This is a genomic window from Nitrospirillum karajorum (assembly GCF_036348415.1).
In the GTDB taxonomy this organism is placed as follows: Bacteria; Pseudomonadota; Alphaproteobacteria; order Azospirillales; family Azospirillaceae; genus Nitrospirillum; species Nitrospirillum amazonense_B.
This window is the reverse complement of the sequence record NZ_JAZBQB010000003.1, coordinates 1-16,333: the sequence shown is the minus strand read 5'-3', so window position 1 is coordinate 16,333 and position 16,333 is coordinate 1. Positions and strand designations below refer to the sequence as shown.

Genomic DNA, 16,333 nt, shown 5'->3' with positions numbered 1-16,333 from the left:
ACCGCTGCCCTACGCTGATCTTTGGAAAAAGGGCGGGCCATTTCCCTGACACGAACGGCTGGTTTTAAGGGGCTGGCGGGGACGGATGGTGGCGCGAGAACGGTGAACGGTTGAGAATATGAGACGGGCGGTGGATCGTTTCCTGGCCTTCTGGAGTACGCCGAATCTGAAGGCCTGGGCGCTGGTGTGGCTGGGTTTCGCCTTTCTTCCCACGACCATCAACGCCTTCACCTTGCTCACGGAATACGAACGTACCAACCAGGACATCCCGGGATGGGAGCCCTTCCTGCGCGAATACTCCAGCGGCATCGCGCTGCTACTGGTGCTGCCCCTGGTCCGCTGGTCCATCAACCATGCCCCCGCCTGGACGGAGGCGCCCGTGCGCTGGGTGGCCCAGTTCCTGGCGACGGCGCTGGCCTTCGGTACCCTGCACCTGGCCGCCGTGACCGTGGTGCGCATGGCCGCCTATGGCGCCTTGGGCCAGGGGTACGGCCTGGACGATCTGCGGGACGACCTGCCCTATGAGATTCGCCGGGTTCTGCTGACCTATTTGCTGATCGTGCTGGTCGTGGTCGGAGTCCGCCACCTGATCCGCCTGTCGCGCTCCCTGGCCCTGTTGGAGGCGGCGGCGAACGCCGCTGGCTCCCCCGGGACGGGGGCGCCGCCAGCCCACGCGGCGGAGCCTGGACGCCCTCCCGGGACTGAACCGGCGCGCGTGGAATTGAAGGTCGGGTCACGGCGGGTCTACCTGGCGCCGGCGGAAATCCTGCTGGTCCGGTCCGCCGGCAATTACATCGAGGTCGTGACCGCCGAGGCCGTCCATCTGGTCCGTCGCACCCTGGCGGATTTCCAGGCGGACCTGCCCGTTGCAGAGTTCGTGCGGGTCCATCGTTCCCATCTGGTGAACCGCGGCGCCATCCTGCGCATCGACAGCCGCCCCTCCGGCGACATGGACCTCACGCTGCGCAACGGGGCCGTCATTCCCGCCAGCCGGCGTTACAAATCAGAGTTGTTCTAGAATAGATGTATGCCCAAGCGATTATCGGGCACGCACCATGAATCGCCGGAGGTATAGGTCTAAGGTCCGTTTGAAGTGGGACCGTGCATTGGGCCAAACTGCGATGGTCGATGGGGTGCGCTGTTCTACAAGGTTTCACACCTTGAGACGAAGTGCCCGCGGAGATGGGTGCCCCAAGTCCGGCCCAACCGGCATTGGTCGGCGTTAACCTTGTTTGTGTGTTGGCTTGGAGGCACTGCCGACCGATGGACGCCTTGTCTTCGCACGCCATTCTGGCAGCGATCGTTGACTCGTCGGATGACGCCATCATCAGCAAGACGCTGGACGGCATCGTCACAAGCTGGAACGCGGCGGCGGAGCGGATGTTCGGCTACACCGCCGAAGAGATGATCGGCCGCAGCGTCACCGTGCTAGCGCCCCCCGGACGGGAGGCGGAAATGCCCAGCATCCTGGCCCGGCTGAAGCAGGGGGAGCGGATCAGTCATTTCGAGACGCTGCGCCGCCACAAGGATGGCCATACGCTGGAGATCTCTCTGAGCGTGTCACCCCTGCATGACAACGAGGGGAACCTGATCGGGGCGTCCAAGATCGCCCGCGACATTTCCCAGCACCGCCGTTCGGAACGGCAGATTTCCTTCCTGATGCAGGAGGTCGACCACCGCGCCAAGAACGCGCTGGCGGTGGTCCAGTCCATCCTGCGCCTGACGCGGGCCGACACGGTCGATGATTTCGTGGCCCTGGTGGAGGGCCGCATTTCCGCGCTGGCCGCCATCCACAGCCAGGTGGCCAGCCGCCAGTGGGTGGGCACCGACCTGGACAGCCTGACCCATATTTCGTTCGATCCTTTCGATCCGGGCGGTTCCCGCGTCACCTGCAGCGGTCCCCAAATGGTGCTGGGGCCCCAGGCGTCTCAGGCCATGGGCTTGGCGCTGTACGAACTGGCCGGCAACGCCGCCCGCTTCGGCGCCCTGAACCATCCGGATGGCCACATCGACCTGTCCTGGCACAGCGATGACGAAGCCCTGTCCCTCAGTTGGCGCGAATGGGGGTTGCGCGATGTCCGCCCGCCCCTGCGTAAGGGCTTCGGCCTCACGGTCTGCCAGTTGCTTTTGGCGGGGCAGTTGGGCGGGCGCCTGAACTTCGACTGGCAGGACGGTGGCCTGGCCCTGGGCATCAGCCTGCCGCGCGCCAACCTGACGGCCTGACGCCCGCGCCGTGGGGCGATCAGGCCAGTTGGGGCCTTTCCGCCAATTGCCCGGCCGGTCGGGGTTTCAGCCCGAACCAGGGCCGCAACGGGTTCACGCGCCGCACCGCCTCATAGACGCAGAAGCAGGCTGCGAAGGTGCCCAGGATCAGCAGCGGCGCCTCCACGCCGTGGGGCAGCGCGGCCTTGGCCACGTAATGGCCCAGGACGACGGTCACCGTCTGGTGGACCAGGTAGAAGGGAAAGACCGCCGGAACCAGATAGCGCAGGGCGGCGCTGTCCCGGGTGAGGTGGCGGGCGCCGAAGCCCAGCACGGCGGCGATGGCCGCCCACTGGTCGGTGGCATAGACGAAGCGCATGACGGCGCGCAACGCCTCCGGCGGGACGGCATCGTCGGCGCGGTAGATCCAGGCATAGGTCGCGAAGGCGGCATAAGCCGGCAGCGCCACTGCCAGCGCGGGCCAGCGCAGGCGCATGAACCCCTGGCGCAGGCTTTCGACGGGGGCCGTGAGGAAGCCGAACAGGAAGGCGCTGAACGACAAGGCATGGTCGTACCAGTCGTTGACGATCCAATGCGTCATGGGGAACCGGCTCAACAGGGCAAAGCGGATCACTCCCAGGAACAGGATGGGTAGCACCAGCAGGCGCCAACCGCCCAAGGCCCATTCAACGCCGCGCTCCAGCCGTTTCAGCGCCGGCCCCGCCACGGCCAGCAGGGCGCACAGCACCAGGGTGTAGGCCAGAAGATAGGCCACGAACCACATGTGGTTGTAGGTGGGCGTCATCAGGCAGTCGGTCCCCCGGCACCAATGGCCGCTGCCGGTGACGTACCTCAGGTAAAAGTCGGCGTAGGGCAGGGCCTGGTCCGGCACCTTCTCCACGATCTCGAAAAAGCTCTGCGGCGGGACGATCACAAAGATGGCCAGAAGCAGCGGTGGCAGCAGCCGCGCCACCCGGGCCCGGGTCAGCGCCCGCACGTCCGTCGTGCCGGCGATAGCCATTTTGCCAGCCAAGAAACGCGTGGCGGCGCCTGAAACCAGGAACAACAAGGTCAGCCGCCACGGGCTGGTCAGCATCATGACGGGTTCCAGCGCGGGCACCGGATGCGGGCTTTTCACATGCCAATCCCAGGGCACGTAGAACATGCCGACGTGATAGAGGATCAGCAGGAAGAAGGTGATGACCCGGATCCAGTCCAGGTCATACCGGCGCGTCGAGGGGGAGGCAGGGGCGGAAACGGACATCGGCGGCGCATCCTCATGATCAAGCTGGCCGTGCGACCAGCGTTGGCGCTACGCTGCATCCACCCGGCAGCCCGCCCCAAGGCCGGTGGGCACCGGCGGCGGGACAAAAGGCGCGGATGGGGATTGAACGGCGATGTCCACGGCACCAACGGTGGGACCAGCGGCGCAAGCGGTGATGCTACCAGGGTGGCGGCTGTCGGCGCGGGGCACCTGGGCGCTGGTGTGGCTGGCCTTCTACCTCCTGCCCACCACGGTGAACATTTTCTCGGTGCTCACGGAGCACGAGCGCGGCGGCGCCAACCCCATCGCGGTCTGGGAACCGATCAGTTGGGAGTATTCCAGCGCCATCGGCGGCTTCGCCGCCCTGCCGCTGGTCTATCTGGCCGTCAATCGGTCCGCTTGGGCCCGTGCACCCTGGCGTACCGTAGGGCTGCACATCGTCACGATGCTGGGCTACAGCACCGTGCATGTCACCATCATGATGGGGCTTCGATCCATTCTCTATGGGCTCGTGGGCTGGACCTATCATGTGGGGCCGCTGACCCGCGAATTTCCCTATGAACTCCGCAAGGACACCATAACCTACCTGGTCGCCACCGCCATCCTGACCATGGGGCGCCAATTGGTGCGCCTGTCGCGGGTGGTCGCCTTGGTGGAGGCACAGCAGGCGGCGGGGGCGGCGCCCCTCCCGGCACCCACACCGCCCGTGGAGCCGCCGCCGCGCCTGGAACTGAAGGTCGGCACCCGGCGGGTGTTCGTGGCGCCGCAGGAGATCCTCCAGGTCAGCGCCGCCGGCAAATATGTGGAGGTCATGACGGCGGAGCGGGTGCATCTGGTGCGCCGGTCCCTGGCCGACATCCAGGCCGAGTTGCCGCCCCAGCTGTTCGTGCGCGTCCACCGCTCCCGCCTACTGAACCGAGCGGCCATCCAGCGCATGGACAGCCGCCCCTCCGGCGACCTGGACATCACGCTGACCACCGGCCTGACCGTAACCGCCAGCCGACGCTTCAAGGCGGATCTGCTGGAGGGCTGACAAGCGCTTATGCGTCAGTTCTTGGACGCAGCCTTCTTGTCCAGCGAGGGGCAGCTATCGACCGGACCTCGGGTCCAGCGCATAGGTGGATGACGTTCTCCCGGCACAGCGGGACAGGCGACGTAACCGCGGTTGGTCACGATTTCTTCCACAGTGATCGCGGTGATGAGAGGCGAGGTGAAGGTTAAAATAATTCCCAGCATCGCCAATCCCATGCATAGCGTCGCGGCGTCAATGCGCTTTGCCTGCTTCGTCACCCGGGGCTGTCCCCGTCTACGCGGCCCAAAATCTGGGGTAGGGCAGAGTGCAAGTGCTGCAAACGCGAGGCATGTTACAGATATCGACAGTTCCTTGATGTGCATGAGCTGTAATTCAATCAATCGCTCATTATTGCTTATATCACGGACCAGGGGAATCAAAGCCGACAACCCAAGCCATAACATGCAAGCACCAGGTAGCGCGAAACCAAGAAAAAATATGGCGCGTTGAACCCAAGGCCTTCGCAAAATCGACTTCCACATCACCAGTGCGCCAGTTCCCACCGCACCCAGTCCGCTTTGCGACCAAGTTTGGCGGCGATTTGGTCCACATCCTGAAATAGGTCCTGAACGATATGGCTGTTAGATAGCTGATGGAAACGCAGCTCAGCCTCTGCTCCCAATTCTTCATAGGCAAGCTTTAATTTCTGCAACCCGCTATCATATAAATCTCCCAATTTATCACTTATGCCAAAATACTGGTCAATTTCAAAAAGCGCAGCAGCCACTATCACCCCTACTGCCAGCGCTACGAGAATTGGACCGCAAGCGAAACTTGTAACAAATACTGCCACTCCTGTTGCCGCCCCCGTTGCACCGCCAATAGTTGAGGTGGCTATTGCGGTACCGACAGCTGTTGCAAGCAACACAGACGGGATATCAACTGTCAAACTTCCCAATAGCTGCCCTAAAGTGGCATTATCCCGTATAATGTAATCTGCTATATCAACAGCGACGACGAGATAAATCCCAAAGCGCGCGGATTCTTTTGCCGCCGCCCGAATACCCGGCTTTCCAAGCTGCATTTCAACAATTTTTGGGTTGTCAACACGCTATCTAGTTCCCGTCAGTATTCTTCGACCTTCTGGCCAACCCTTAATAACGACAAGATCTCCATTTTTACCATGCATAAATAAAACACGCGCACCCTTCCAGGACTTTACATCATTTGCTAATTTATAAATCAATTTAGCACTGCCAAAAGAATCCTTAAATGGTCCAGTCCACAGCTTTCCTTGATTCTCATATTCCCTCAATAAATTATCAGCTTCACTCATAGACAGCTCATGACCAACAACCTTTTCTTCCAACCAGATGCGCAATGTGTTTTTTTCATCAAATACGAAAATGCGCTCAGATGAAGTAACAGTGGCCATCACCATCCTCCCTTGAAAATGGCGCTTGTTTCACAGCCCGGGCACGGATGAGAGGCCAGGGCGCAATGTCCAAGGCGAAGTAGCAGTGATGCACAAGCTGTCAAGGCCTGCGGCTTTTTGTCCTGCCGTTGTGCCAAGGCGGGATGGTGTCCCTAATTCCAGTCACCCGCCGCCGGCCTCATTCTCCCGCACGAAGCGGACGATGGCGGCGGTGATGCCGGGGTTGATGGCCAGGCCAGGGTCGGTGTAGGTGGCCAGGTTGCCGGCGCGGTCGTTCAAGGGGGCGTTCTTCAGGACGTGGTTCACGGCCTCCAGCCGTTCCAGACGCACGCCCTGGCGCGCTTGGGACAGGCGGACGGCGTCGGACATATCGACCTGCACGTCGTTGGTCCCTTGCAGCACCAGTACGGGCGCCGTGGTGCGGGCCAACTCGGCGGCCGGGTCGCGGGTCAGTTCGGAGATCAGGTAGGGCTGAACGCTGGGACGGAACAGGCTCATCAGCGGCGGCGGTACCTTGGTCACCGGCCGGCCCTGTTCCAGCAGGGTGATGGCCTCCAGCGCGGCTTTCTGTACCTCCAGCGGCAGGTCCGTACGCGGCAACTGCTGGCGCAGCAGATCACCGAACGTACGGCCGGGGGTGGCCACCAGGATCAATCCGGCCACGGGCACCCGCTGCGCCAGCAAGGTGACGGTCAGCCCGCCCTCGCTGTGCCCCAGCAGGAAGACAGGGCCGATGCCCGGCTGGGCGCGCAGGAAAGCCAACCATTGGCCGGCATCCTGCACATAGGTGTCCAGCCGCAAATCCTCTTCCCGGACCAGGGCGCCCTTGCTGGCGCCCACGCCGCGCTTGTCGATCCGCAGGCTGGCGATGCCCTTCAGAGCCAGGGTTTGCGCCAACTGGCGCAAGGCGTCGGTCCGCAATGACGGGCCGTTGCCGTTGCGGTCGACGGGGCCGGACCCGGGGAGCATCAGCACCGCCGGAATGGGGCCCGGCGGCGCCATGTCCGGCAGTTCCAATGTGCCCGCCAACGGGCCGGGGCCACCGTTGATGGCCACCTCCTGCTCGACGGCGCGGGCCGGCCCGCTGGCGATCAGCAGCGCCAGCGCCAAAGCCCATCCCCAATGTCCTGGCCGCATCGCCCGCCCTCCGTCACGCACCGCCTGGGGCGGATGCCGGAAACGGCGCCACCAGGCCCAAATAGAGATCCCGCATGCGCCGCCCCACCTCGGCCTCGCCAAATTCCGGGTCCACCACGGCGCGGCTGACCAGGCTAAGCCGGCGGCGCAGGGCCGCATCCTGCGCCAGGCGCGACAACGCGGCCGCCAGGGCCGCTGGATCGCGCGGCGGGGCCAGCAGGGCGTTGCGGCTCTCCACCGCCACCTCACGGCTGCCCGGCACGTCGGTGGCCACGATGGCGCGGCCACAGGCCGCCGCCTCCAGCAGGCTCTTAGGCACGCCTTCCCCCCGCGGGAGGCGAGAACGGCGATATGGGCACGAGCCCAGACGGTCCGCACGTCGCTGACGGCGCCCAGCCATTCGATGCCGGGCTCCGCCCCCCAGGCCCGCAGCGTGGCCTCGGGAATGGCGGCGGGACTGTCGGCATCAGGCGCACCGGCCAGCAGCAGGCGCAAATCGACCCCTTGGGCCCTGACCTGGCGCACGGCCGCCACCAGGTCCTCCACGCCTTTCAAGGTCAGCATGCGTGAGACCTGGGCGCAGGTCACCGGCCCGATCGGCTCGGCCAGTTCCTCATAATGGGTGAGATCGACGCCGGAGCCGCGGATGAGGCGCGGGGATGGCGGGCGGGGCCAGCCAGCGGCCAGCAGGGCGGCATCGTCGCCGTTCTGCACGACCAGCGCATGGCGCCGCCGCCAGCCGGCGGCGTTCAGGGCCAGGCGCAGCAGCCCCCGGCCCAGGGCCGCCTTGGTACCGGCGCCGGAAAGGCCCAGGCCCAGGCCCGCCAGCGTGGCGACCACGCGGGTGTCCCGCAGGTCGTCGGGGAACCCTCCCAGGAAAAGGGCGAAACCACCCAGCACCGTGGGCTTCACCGCGATGTGGTGAATGATGGTCGGCCTTTCCCGCCGGTATAGCCGCGCCAGCCGGCGGATGTCGCCCAGGGCGCGTAGGGGATTGAAGCTGCCCCGCCGCCAGGGCAGGGGAATGACGCGGAACCCTTCCGCCGCGATGGCGGCGGCATCCTTGCCCACGCGGCAGGCCACCGCGACGTCGAACCCGGCATCCCGCGCCGCCCGCGCGGTGGGCAGCCGATGGGAGCGGAAGTACCAGTCCTCCGTCACGACAAAAAGCAAGGTTGGGCGCGGGGCGTCGGACATGGTGGCCAAGGTCGGAGGGATCGGGAACATGGCGGGGAACGGGATAGGTTCTAACGGTTTTCCAGGCCGCTGTCGTATACGACCTGCCAGGCGGTTACACCACCGGGGCGTGGCGAAGGCTGGGCGGCCAGTGATAAGATTTGCAGTAGCCCTAGCGGGCCGAAGGCTATGGCGCCTGTGGCGCGGACTATTCTAAGGTGATATCTTACCTTAGGAAATTCAGTCAATTGCCTGATATAAAACAAAATATATCCTGAGAAAGCGGATGAGGATGACACAACGCCCGCGTTTTCACCTGGCTTTCCCCGTCCACGATCTGACGGCCGCCCGTGCCTTTTACGGCGACCTGTTGGGATGCCCCGAGGGGCGCAGTTCACCGGATTGGGTGGATTTCGACTTGTACGGCCATCAGATCGTGGCGCATTTGGTTCACGACCGGGGCGCCGACCGGAACCAAAACCCGGTCGATGGGTACGACGTACCGGTGCCGCATTTTGGCCTGATCCTGGCCTGGGATGACTGGACGGCGCTGGCCGACCGCCTGCGGAACGCCGGCCAGGCGTTCGTGATTGAACCGTACATCCGCTTCAAGGGCCAAGTGGGGGAACAGGGTACCATGTTCCTGTATGACCCGAGCAGGAATGCCTTGGAATTCAAAGCCTTCCGCGACGAGTCTCTCATCTTCGCCAAATAGGGGCCCAATAGCACACGACAGTCGCCAGGTTTTTTCCGGCGGCTCTGTCGGAAGCGGCCTTACTGGACCGTCCTGGGAAGAACCGGCGCCAAGCCGGCCCATCCCATTCGCCGGAGGAACGTCCCATGCTGTATGCCATCCTGTGTTACCACCGCGAAGATGTCGTCGGCTCCTGGACCAAGGAGGAGGATGACGCCGTGATGGCCAAGCTGGCACTGGTGCACGAGAAGCTGGCGCGGGAAGGGCGGCTGGGCCCGGTGGCCCGGCTGCTGCCCACCACGGCCGCCACCACGCTGCGCAAGGACAGCGACCCGCCGCTGGTGATCGACGGCCCCTTCGCCGAGACCAAGGAACAACTGCTGGGCTTCTACCTGGTCGAGGGGGAGACGCTGGAACAGGTCCTGGACACGGCGCGTGAACTGGGCCGCGCAAACCCCGGCGGCTGCTACGAAATCCGCCCCGTCGGCCTTTATCATCCCGCGCCGTCCGCTGGGGCCTGAGTCATGACCGGGCCCCTCGACATGGCCTGGATCGACACAGCCCTGGCGGCGGCCCGTCCCCAGGCCATGGGCGCCTTGCTGCGCTATTTCCGTGACCTGGACACGGCCGAGGAAGCGTTTCAGGAGGCCTCGCTGCGGGCGCTGACCGCTTGGCCACGCAACGGCCCCCCCGCGATCCCGCCGCCTGGCTGATCTTCGTCGGCCGAAACGCCGCGCTGGACGGTGTCCGTCGCCAGGCACGCCAGCAGCCCTTGCCGGCGGAAGATGTCATGACCGCCGCCGACGGCGCGGGGGATGCGGAAGCTGCCCTGGCCGAACGCCTGGACGACGCCGGCTATCGTGACGACATCCTGCGCCTGCTGTTCATCTGCTGCGCGCCGGACCTGCCGACCACCCAGCAGATCGCGGTGGCCTTGCGCATCGTCTCCGGCCTCAGCGTGGCGGACATCGCCCGCGCTTTCCTGGTCGGGGAGAGCGCCATGGAACAGCGCATCACCCGGGCCAAGGCGCGCATCGCGCGGTCGGGCGTGCCGTTCGAGACGCCGGGCGCGCCGGAACGGGCGCGGCGGCTGGGAACCGTTGCCGCCATGCTCTACCTGCTGTTCAACGAGGGCTATTCCGCTGGCGGTGACACGGCGGAACGACGCGCGCCCCTGGCGCATGAGGCGATCCGCCTGGCGCGCCTGCTGCTGCGCCTGTTCCCGGCGGAGCCGGAGATCATGGGCCTGCTGGCGCTGATGCTGTTGCAGCAGTCCCGCGCCGCCGCCCGTTTCGACGCCCAGGGTAACGCCATCCTGCTGGACGATCAGGACCGTCGCCGCTGGAGCGCCCCGATGATCGCGGAAGGCCTGGCCCTGATCGACAAGGCCATGCGCCACGGCCAGCCGACCCCGTACCTGGTGCAGGCCGCGATCGCCGCCCTGCATGCCCGCGCGTCCAGCGCCGCCGAGACGGACTGGTCGCAGATCGACCTGCTGTACGCCACGCTGGAGCATATCCAGCCGTCGCCGGTGGTGACGCTGAACCGTTCCGTCGCCACGGCCAAACTGCGGGGGCCGGCGGCGGCGCTGGCCATGATCGAACCGCTGGGCGATCGGCTGGGGGGCTATTTCCACTTCTTCGGGGCCAAGGGCGCCTATCTGAGCCAATTGGGACGGACGGCGGAGGCGCGGGTGGCCTTCGACCGCGCCATCGCGCTGGCCCATACCCCGGCCGAAGCCGCCCACATCCGCCAGCATCTGGATCGTCTAATGGGCGAGGCGGCGCCCGTTCAAAAATAAATCGCGAAAAATCGCGGGCCCCTGTCGGAATCACCCGGGGATCATCGTCCTTGGGATGGCCCGCCCATGGCGGCCGCCACTCGTCCCCATTGGGACCCAAGGAAACGGGAGCAGGTGATCATGTCAGACAGCATCCAACCCACGCAGCAGGGCGTCATTCCCCATCTGGTGGTCGGCGACGCCAAGGCGGCGCTGGCGTTTTACGTGCAGGGCCTGGGCGCGGAGGAGGTCTTCCGCATGCCGGAAAAGGACGGTGACCGCCTGCTGCACGCGGAGATCCGCGTGAATGGCGCCCGTGTCTTCCTCTGCGACGATTTTCCGGAATACCGGGCGGAGATGGGCGGGACCGGCGCCCCACCCACGACGCTGAAAGGCACCAGCGTGTTCCTGCACCTGGAGGTCGCCAATTGCGATGCCGCCATGGACAGGGCGGTGACCGCCGGCGCCGCCGTGGCCATGCCGGCCATGGACGCCTTCTGGGGCGCCCGTTATGGCCAGATCCGTGATCCTTATGGCCATATATGGAGCTTCGCCCATCCTTTGGGCGCGCCGGGCGAGGCATGCCCCTTGGCCACCGCTGGCGAGGCCGGCTGAGCATTCCGCCAGGACAAGCGGCGCCTGGCAAACCCGACCCGCTATAAATCCACCCATGACCAACAGGGATGCGCACCATGCCCGAGACGCCCATATTCCGCCTGTCCCGCCGTTTCGCGGCGCCGCCCCGCCTGCTGTGGTCGGCTTATACGGAACCGGAGCGCTTGCGCCTGTGGTGGGGGCCCAGGGGCTTCCGCTGGGTGCGCGGCGATCTGGACCTGCGGCCGCACGGGACCTTTTTCTACGGGATGAAAGCACCGGAGGAAGCCGGGGGCGCCATCATGTGGGGCAAGTGGACCTTCAGGGACATCGTGGCGCCCACGGTGGCGGCATCCGGTGTGCTGTCCTTCAGCGTCTCCTTCACCGATCCGGATGGCCAAGCGATACGCCATCCCATGAGCCCAACGTGGCCGCTGGCGTTGCTCAGCACCACCACCTTCGTCGTTGACGCGGGCGGCACCCGGTTGGATTGCACCGCGGTCCCCATCGACGCCACACCGGAGGAACAAACGACCTTCGCCGCCGGCATGGACAGCTTGCACCAAGGCTGGAGTGGGACGTTGACTCAGTTGGAAGACTATCTGATCCGGGCACAGGCCGCGTAACCTTCGGAAGACGTAATCGGGACGACGTGAAAAGGCCGGGCCTGATCAGGCGCCGGCCTTTTCATCCAAGGGATGCCGTCTGCACGGGCGCGCGGCCATGGGGATGCCACGAGAGGCGCCTCAGTTCAGTCTATCTTTCCCCTGCAATCGCGCCAGCAGGGCCTGGATGTCAGCGGGCAGGGGCTCGGCCACCATGTCGCAGAACATTTCCCGAACCTGATCATCCACGTCATTGCGGGCGGCATCATAGCGGTTGGCATAGGCCACCGGTCGCTGACCAAGCGTCGCCATGGCGGGGGCCAGGACCGGATAACGCTGAAATTCTATGCTCTTCAACCGCTTAGTCATGGCATCCTTCCTGTGACATCGGGCCTATGCCCTTCGTACCGTCCTTAAAGTCTCCAGCGGCGGCTTTGTTCCACGCGGCTGAGCGGATGATGCCCCTTCCGTTTAGGCCGGTCAGGGCAGGCGATGGGGCGTTGGGTGTAGGGAAGGGGCGGCACATTACCGCAAAATTGCCATTCCTCTCCTTTGAACAGACCAGCCCAGGGTGCGCTGGACAGTTTGCCGCATAACCGGATCGTAATAGATCATCCGCCAAATAGACCGAATAAATACAGCGATAAACATAGCGTTTTTCCCGAAATACGGAGGGACGCGATCGACGGCGTTTGCCTATAGTCTCTCAACGATACGGACGAATTTTGGGGGTAACGAACCTCGACATCGCCCACAATCACCTGCGATTTCTTGATGACGTCAGAAACGCAGCGGGCTTTCACAAAAAGGGGTGATCCATGCCATCCGCTGAGACGACGCCCACCTTCCGTGACGACCTGGTGAAACTCATCCCCGCCATGCGGGCCTTCGCCCGGTCATTGACCAACAACGCCGCCGACACCGACGATCTCGTGCAGGACGCAATCGTCCGGGCTTGGTCCCATGCCGAGCAGTTCACGCCGGGCACCAACCTGCGCGCCTGGCTCTTCACCATTTTGCGGAATCGGTATTATTCAGTCGCCAAGCACCAGCAGCGCGAGGTGGGCGATCCGGACGGCGTGCATACAGCGCGTCTGACCATAGGCCCCTCCCAAGAATGGGGCATCGCCAGTCGTGAGTTGAAGGCGGCGCTGATGAAACTGCCCGTGGAACAGCGGGAAGCGCTGGTCCTGGTGGGCGGCGCCGGCGCCAGCTACGAGGAAGCGGCGGAAATTTGCGGCTGCGCGCTCGGCACCATCAAAAGCCGCGTCAACCGCGGTCGCGCCCGCCTGGCGGACATCATGGGCATGGACCCGGGTGATACCGGCTTGGGCACGCCCACCGGCTTGGGCACCAGCAGCGCCTGGGATACGCGCCCGGTCAGCAGCCATTGAGCCTCTGTCGCCCCATCATAGCGCAACCTGGCAAAAGGATTTAGGTGAAGTGCCTGACAGGAAACCTTGGTCGCGGGACGTCCACCAGTGGCGGCGCATGTCCCTGCAATGGCTGGGCGCCGGAGATCCGGGGGTGGCCGGGCATGGCCCCAGCGACGCGACACCACCCGTCATCGGGGACGGGTACCCGGCGCCGCTGATGTGGGCGCGGGCCTGTGGGGCCTTCATCGTCCACCCTATGCCGACCGCCCGCGCCGCGTGAAGGTTGGCCACCGAAGGGTGGGCGGGACGAAGGTCCCGATCGCTCATCACGATCCAGCCCATCACCAACCTCCCAGCCGGCACCACCCAACCAGGAGACTGACACTTCTACTTTGCTCTGGACTGACAGTTTAACTTTGCGGTGGGCTCAAGTCGAAGTGCGACATGGCTTTTTCATCCTAACCAACCGCCCCAAGTTCCGCGAGCTTGGCGTGGAAGACCTCCGCTGGCGTTCGGTAGTTAAGGCATCGGCGAGGCGTCGCATTGAGGCGCTCGCACAGAGCCGACAGCGCGCCGGGGGATCGATCCCCCGGCGCGCTGTCGAGCGGCAGATGTCGCCGGACCCGGCCGTTGGCGTTCTCCACGCCGCCCTTCTGCCAAGGACTGTGCGGATCGCAGAAGTAACAGTCCGCAGGAACAGCCCGATAGCCCATGAACTCGGTACCGCGATCAAAGGTGATGGTTTGCCGGGCGGGCGCGGGCAGGGACGTCAGGAGAGCCGATAGACTGGCCGCCAACGGCCCAGCCCGGCGATCCTCATTGGCTTGCAGGATGAGATAGCGGCTCTGGCGCTCCTGCAAAGAGGTCACGTTGGCTTCACCGAATGCCCTGGCAAACAGAACCAGGTCGCATTCCCAATGGCCGAACTCACTGCGATCCGCCACGCTGGCAGGCCGGGCGGTAATCCAACGTTCCGGCGGGATCGCACCCTGGCGGGGCTTGCGGCCCCGCAGTCGGCGTCGGCGATGCCTGGCCATCGCTAGAAGGGCAAACAGACCGTCGCGCCGGCCTTCGGCACTGTAAACATACCTGTAGATGGTCTCATGAGAAACACAGCCGACAACCTCCGGCTCCACCTTCAGCCGCCCAGCGATCTGTTCCGGCGACCAGCCCGCACGAAGCTTCGACAGCACGTGGGCCAGAAGCGCCGGATTACGGGCCAGCTTGGCACAGCCATACCGCCGACGGCCCGCCGCCCGATGCGCCGCCACGCAATAGTAGCCACGATAGCCATGGCCCCAGCGGTCTCGCTCCGCCGTGTGGTAGAAGTGACGCGCAATCTCCCGATAGACCGTCGACCGGTGCCGACCCAGCGTCGAGGCCAGGGCCGCAACCGAGAGACCGGCAGCAAGACCGGCCTCAATCAGCCGACGTTCCGACAAATCCAGGTGAGAGTAGTGAGACCCCATCTGCGACCTCCTGTCCAACTCACTGAGAACGTTGGAAAGTCGCACTTCGTTTTTGAGTCCACCCGCCTACAAACAGTGTTTCAACCGGATAGAAGTGTCAGGGTGTCCCGCAAAGTAGAACTGTCAGTGCTGGGGGTGGGCGGGGAGCGGAGCCGAAGGCGCAGCGGACCGGCCACCCCCAACACGCAGCGACGTCGAGCCCCTCTTGCGACCCGGCTTTCCCCCCGTCTTGGCGTAACCGATGCGCTCGCTGTGGGTCTGCACCTGGGGCGCAAGCCTGGTGTCCTGCATCGTCTTAATCTCTGCCAGAACCGCCGACAGCCGCTTGTTCTCAACCACCGCCCCCAGGCTCACCCGCTGGCTCTTGTCGAACTCGGTGTAGGGCAGGGCAACGCCCTGCCAGCGGAACTCCACCCGGCCGTCGGCAAAGGCGTAGCTGTCCACATACTGCCCCACCAACCCCCGCGTCACCGCCGTCTCTTCCAGCATCACCCGCCGGCGCTCATACGACAGCGTCAGCTGCCGCCCCACATATCGCCGCTCCCGCCAGCACAGGATGTCCCCCAACCGCTCAGCCAAAGCCCCCAGCGGCCGGTGCAAATCCTCCGGCCGGGCAGGGACCACGGCAAACTGGGCATTGAAGCGTTCCATGAACCCTTCCAGGAAAGCGTTGCCAACCGCCATATCGCTGATCCCGGCAAGCCGCAGCTCCTTCACCAGCCGATCCTGCAGCGTCCGGTTCACCCGCTCAACCCGGCCCTTCGCCTGGCTGGAGTTCGCGCACAAAACCTCAATCCCCAGTTCCGCCATGGCCCGCCCGAACTGCGTCAGGCCCTGACCTGTCCGCGCCTCCGTCTTCGCCACCCGGAAAACCGTGTGCTTGTCGGAATAAAACGCCAACGGCCGACCATGCCGAACCAGGTACCCCTCCAACGCCGCGAAGTAGCTGAACGCGCTCTCCGACGCCACAAACCGCAACTGCATCAGCCGACCCGTCGCGTCATCGATGAACACAAGCAAGCTGCACGGCCCAGCACGGTCCTCAAACCACCGGTGCTCACTGCCATCGATCTGTATCAGCTCCCCCAGGCATTCCCGCCGCAGGCGAGGGCGGTGGAACTGCCGCCGCTGCGCTCGTGACCGCCACAGCCCAGCCGACGCCATCCAACCCCGCAGCGTCTCCCGCGACACCTCCAGCCCATGACGCTCCGCCAGCTTCTCCGCCGCCAGCGTCGGACCAAAATCCCCGTAATGCCGCTGCACCAGTTCCAGCGCCAGCTCCCGAACCCCACCATCCAGACGATGGTTCGACGGGCGACCGCGCGCCTGGTGCACCAACGCGCCGCCGCCACCATCCCGATACCGCCGCAGCAAGCGCCATACCTGCCGCTCGCTCAAGCCCAGAACAACCGCAGCGGACGACGCCGTCAGACGGCCGCCAACCACATCCCCAAGAACCTCCACCCGCCGAACTTCCCGATCGCTCATCACCACCCAGCCCATCACCAACCTCCCAGCCGGCACCACCCAACCAGGAGACTGACACTTCTACTTTGCTCTGGTCTGACAGTTTAACTTTGCGCCTACAC

General features: G+C 64.9%; 19 protein-coding genes and 2 pseudogenes. 11 read left to right on the top strand and 10 right to left on the bottom strand.

What is annotated here, in order from left to right; genetic code table 11:
• The first annotated feature begins 130 nt into the window (after positions 1-130).
• Positions 131-1,018: a LytR/AlgR family response regulator transcription factor gene (locus UCD39_RS13755; RefSeq protein WP_330496566.1), complete on the top strand. Its 888-nt coding sequence runs from the start codon at positions 131-133 to the stop codon at positions 1,016-1,018.
• A 245-nt stretch (positions 1,019-1,263) separates the two neighbouring features.
• Positions 1,264-2,223, top strand: a complete 960-nt coding sequence (locus UCD39_RS13750; RefSeq protein ID WP_330496565.1) for a PAS domain S-box protein — start codon at positions 1,264-1,266, stop codon at positions 2,221-2,223.
• Between the two features lie 19 nt (positions 2,224-2,242).
• Here UCD39_RS13750 and UCD39_RS13745 read toward each other — a convergent pair whose 3' ends face one another.
• Positions 2,243-3,466: an acyltransferase family protein gene (locus tag UCD39_RS13745; protein WP_330496564.1), complete on the bottom strand. Its 1,224-nt coding sequence runs from the start codon at positions 3,464-3,466 to the stop codon at positions 2,243-2,245.
• Between the two features lie 133 nt (positions 3,467-3,599).
• Between UCD39_RS13745 and UCD39_RS13740 the strand changes: the two genes are divergently transcribed.
• On the top strand, positions 3,600-4,499 hold the full coding sequence (locus UCD39_RS13740; RefSeq protein WP_330496563.1) for a LytTR family DNA-binding domain-containing protein: 900 nt from the start codon (positions 3,600-3,602) through the stop codon (positions 4,497-4,499).
• A gap of 14 nt (positions 4,500-4,513) precedes the next feature.
• Here UCD39_RS13740 and UCD39_RS13735 read toward each other — a convergent pair whose 3' ends face one another.
• The 6 genes and pseudogenes from UCD39_RS13735 to UCD39_RS13710 all read right to left on the bottom strand — a co-directional run.
• Positions 4,514-4,756 (bottom strand): hypothetical protein, encoded by a 243-nt coding sequence (locus tag UCD39_RS13735; RefSeq protein WP_330496562.1) that lies wholly within the window; start codon positions 4,754-4,756, stop codon positions 4,514-4,516.
• A gap of 263 nt (positions 4,757-5,019) precedes the next feature.
• Positions 5,020-5,562, bottom strand: a complete 543-nt coding sequence (locus UCD39_RS13730; protein ID WP_330496561.1) for a hypothetical protein — start codon at positions 5,560-5,562, stop codon at positions 5,020-5,022.
• Positions 5,563-5,589: 27 nt separating this feature from the next.
• Positions 5,590-5,913 carry a hypothetical protein gene (locus tag UCD39_RS13725; RefSeq protein WP_330496560.1) on the bottom strand — a complete coding sequence of 108 codons (324 nt, stop codon included), beginning with the start codon at positions 5,911-5,913 and terminating at the stop codon, positions 5,590-5,592.
• 162 nt (positions 5,914-6,075) lie between these two features.
• Positions 6,076-7,299: an alpha/beta hydrolase gene (locus tag UCD39_RS13720; RefSeq protein WP_442943700.1), complete on the bottom strand. Its 1,224-nt coding sequence runs from the start codon at positions 7,297-7,299 to the stop codon at positions 6,076-6,078.
• Positions 7,244-7,450: pseudogene (locus UCD39_RS28530) on the bottom strand (glycosyltransferase); the annotation flags it as partial. The gene UCD39_RS13720 and the pseudogene UCD39_RS28530, both read right to left, overlap by 56 nt.
• Positions 7,450-8,247 (bottom strand): annotated as a pseudogene (locus UCD39_RS13710) (glycosyltransferase); the annotation flags it as partial. The pseudogenes UCD39_RS13710 and UCD39_RS28530, both read right to left, overlap by 1 nt.
• A 265-nt stretch (positions 8,248-8,512) precedes the next feature.
• On the opposite strand from UCD39_RS13710, the gene UCD39_RS13705 reads away from it, so the two are divergent.
• The 6 genes from UCD39_RS13705 (at position 8,513) to UCD39_RS13680 (ending at position 11,920) form a co-directional block, all read left to right on the top strand.
• On the top strand, positions 8,513-8,941 hold the full coding sequence (locus UCD39_RS13705) for a VOC family protein (RefSeq protein WP_330496559.1): 429 nt from the start codon (positions 8,513-8,515) through the stop codon (positions 8,939-8,941).
• Positions 8,942-9,066: 125 nt separating this feature from the next.
• Positions 9,067-9,441 carry a YciI family protein gene (locus UCD39_RS13700; protein WP_145730218.1) on the top strand — a complete coding sequence of 125 codons (375 nt, stop codon included), beginning with the start codon at positions 9,067-9,069 and terminating at the stop codon, positions 9,439-9,441.
• Positions 9,442-9,444: 3 nt separating this feature from the next.
• Positions 9,445-9,633: a hypothetical protein gene (locus tag UCD39_RS13695; RefSeq protein WP_330496558.1), complete on the top strand. Its 189-nt coding sequence runs from the start codon at positions 9,445-9,447 to the stop codon at positions 9,631-9,633.
• A complete protein-coding gene (locus tag UCD39_RS13690; protein WP_330496557.1) occupies positions 9,591-10,721 on the top strand; it encodes an RNA polymerase sigma factor in 1,131 nt (376 codons plus the stop codon). The genes UCD39_RS13695 and UCD39_RS13690 overlap by 43 nt, the downstream gene beginning before the upstream one ends.
• Positions 10,722-10,841: 120 nt before the next feature.
• Positions 10,842-11,315 carry a VOC family protein gene (locus UCD39_RS13685; protein WP_330496556.1) on the top strand — a complete coding sequence of 158 codons (474 nt, stop codon included), beginning with the start codon at positions 10,842-10,844 and terminating at the stop codon, positions 11,313-11,315.
• Positions 11,316-11,392: 77 nt separating this feature from the next.
• Complete coding sequence (locus tag UCD39_RS13680) at positions 11,393-11,920, top strand: SRPBCC family protein (protein ID WP_330496555.1); 528 nt, start codon at positions 11,393-11,395, stop codon at positions 11,918-11,920.
• Between the two features lie 120 nt (positions 11,921-12,040).
• Here UCD39_RS13680 and UCD39_RS13675 read toward each other — a convergent pair whose 3' ends face one another.
• Positions 12,041-12,268: a hypothetical protein gene (locus UCD39_RS13675; protein ID WP_330496554.1), complete on the bottom strand. Its 228-nt coding sequence runs from the start codon at positions 12,266-12,268 to the stop codon at positions 12,041-12,043.
• A gap of 449 nt (positions 12,269-12,717) precedes the next feature.
• Between UCD39_RS13675 and UCD39_RS13670 the strand changes: the two genes are divergently transcribed.
• Both UCD39_RS13670 and UCD39_RS13665 read left to right on the top strand, forming a co-directional pair.
• Positions 12,718-13,293, top strand: coding sequence for a sigma-70 family RNA polymerase sigma factor (locus tag UCD39_RS13670; protein ID WP_330496553.1), 576 nt, complete (start codon positions 12,718-12,720; stop codon positions 13,291-13,293).
• A 49-nt stretch (positions 13,294-13,342) separates the two neighbouring features.
• Complete coding sequence (locus UCD39_RS13665; protein WP_330496552.1) at positions 13,343-13,555, top strand: hypothetical protein; 213 nt, start codon at positions 13,343-13,345, stop codon at positions 13,553-13,555.
• 178 nt (positions 13,556-13,733) lie between these two features.
• On the opposite strand, the gene UCD39_RS13660 is transcribed toward UCD39_RS13665, so the two are convergent.
• Positions 13,734-14,744, bottom strand: a complete 1,011-nt coding sequence (locus UCD39_RS13660) for an IS30 family transposase (protein ID WP_330496551.1) — start codon at positions 14,742-14,744, stop codon at positions 13,734-13,736.
• Between the two features lie 123 nt (positions 14,745-14,867).
• Positions 14,868-16,247, bottom strand: coding sequence for an ISNCY family transposase (locus UCD39_RS13655; protein ID WP_442943531.1), 1,380 nt, complete (start codon positions 16,245-16,247; stop codon positions 14,868-14,870).
• Positions 16,248-16,333 lie beyond the last annotated feature (86 nt).

Coding starts and splice junctions, on each gene's coding strand:
- UCD39_RS13750 (WP_330496565.1), top strand. CDS start 1,264: ATGGACGCCTTGTCTTCGCACGCCATTCTGGCAGCGATCGTTGACTCG.
- UCD39_RS13745 (WP_330496564.1), bottom strand. CDS start 3,466: ATGTCCGTTTCCGCCCCTGCCTCCCCCTCGACGCGCCGGTATGACCTG.
- UCD39_RS13740 (WP_330496563.1), top strand. CDS start 3,600: ATGTCCACGGCACCAACGGTGGGACCAGCGGCGCAAGCGGTGATGCTA.
- UCD39_RS13730 (WP_330496561.1), bottom strand. CDS start 5,562: ATGCAGCTTGGAAAGCCGGGTATTCGGGCGGCGGCAAAAGAATCCGCG.
- UCD39_RS13725 (WP_330496560.1), bottom strand. CDS start 5,913: ATGGCCACTGTTACTTCATCTGAGCGCATTTTCGTATTTGATGAAAAA.
- UCD39_RS13705 (WP_330496559.1), top strand. CDS start 8,513: ATGAGGATGACACAACGCCCGCGTTTTCACCTGGCTTTCCCCGTCCAC.
- UCD39_RS13700 (WP_145730218.1), top strand. CDS start 9,067: ATGCTGTATGCCATCCTGTGTTACCACCGCGAAGATGTCGTCGGCTCC.
- UCD39_RS13695 (WP_330496558.1), top strand. CDS start 9,445: ATGACCGGGCCCCTCGACATGGCCTGGATCGACACAGCCCTGGCGGCG.
- UCD39_RS13685 (WP_330496556.1), top strand. CDS start 10,842: ATGTCAGACAGCATCCAACCCACGCAGCAGGGCGTCATTCCCCATCTG.
- UCD39_RS13680 (WP_330496555.1), top strand. CDS start 11,393: ATGCCCGAGACGCCCATATTCCGCCTGTCCCGCCGTTTCGCGGCGCCG.
- UCD39_RS13675 (WP_330496554.1), bottom strand. CDS start 12,268: ATGACTAAGCGGTTGAAGAGCATAGAATTTCAGCGTTATCCGGTCCTG.
- UCD39_RS13670 (WP_330496553.1), top strand. CDS start 12,718: ATGCCATCCGCTGAGACGACGCCCACCTTCCGTGACGACCTGGTGAAA.
- UCD39_RS13660 (WP_330496551.1), bottom strand. CDS start 14,744: ATGGGGTCTCACTACTCTCACCTGGATTTGTCGGAACGTCGGCTGATT.
- UCD39_RS13655 (WP_442943531.1), bottom strand. CDS start 16,247: ATGGGCTGGGTGGTGATGAGCGATCGGGAAGTTCGGCGGGTGGAGGTT.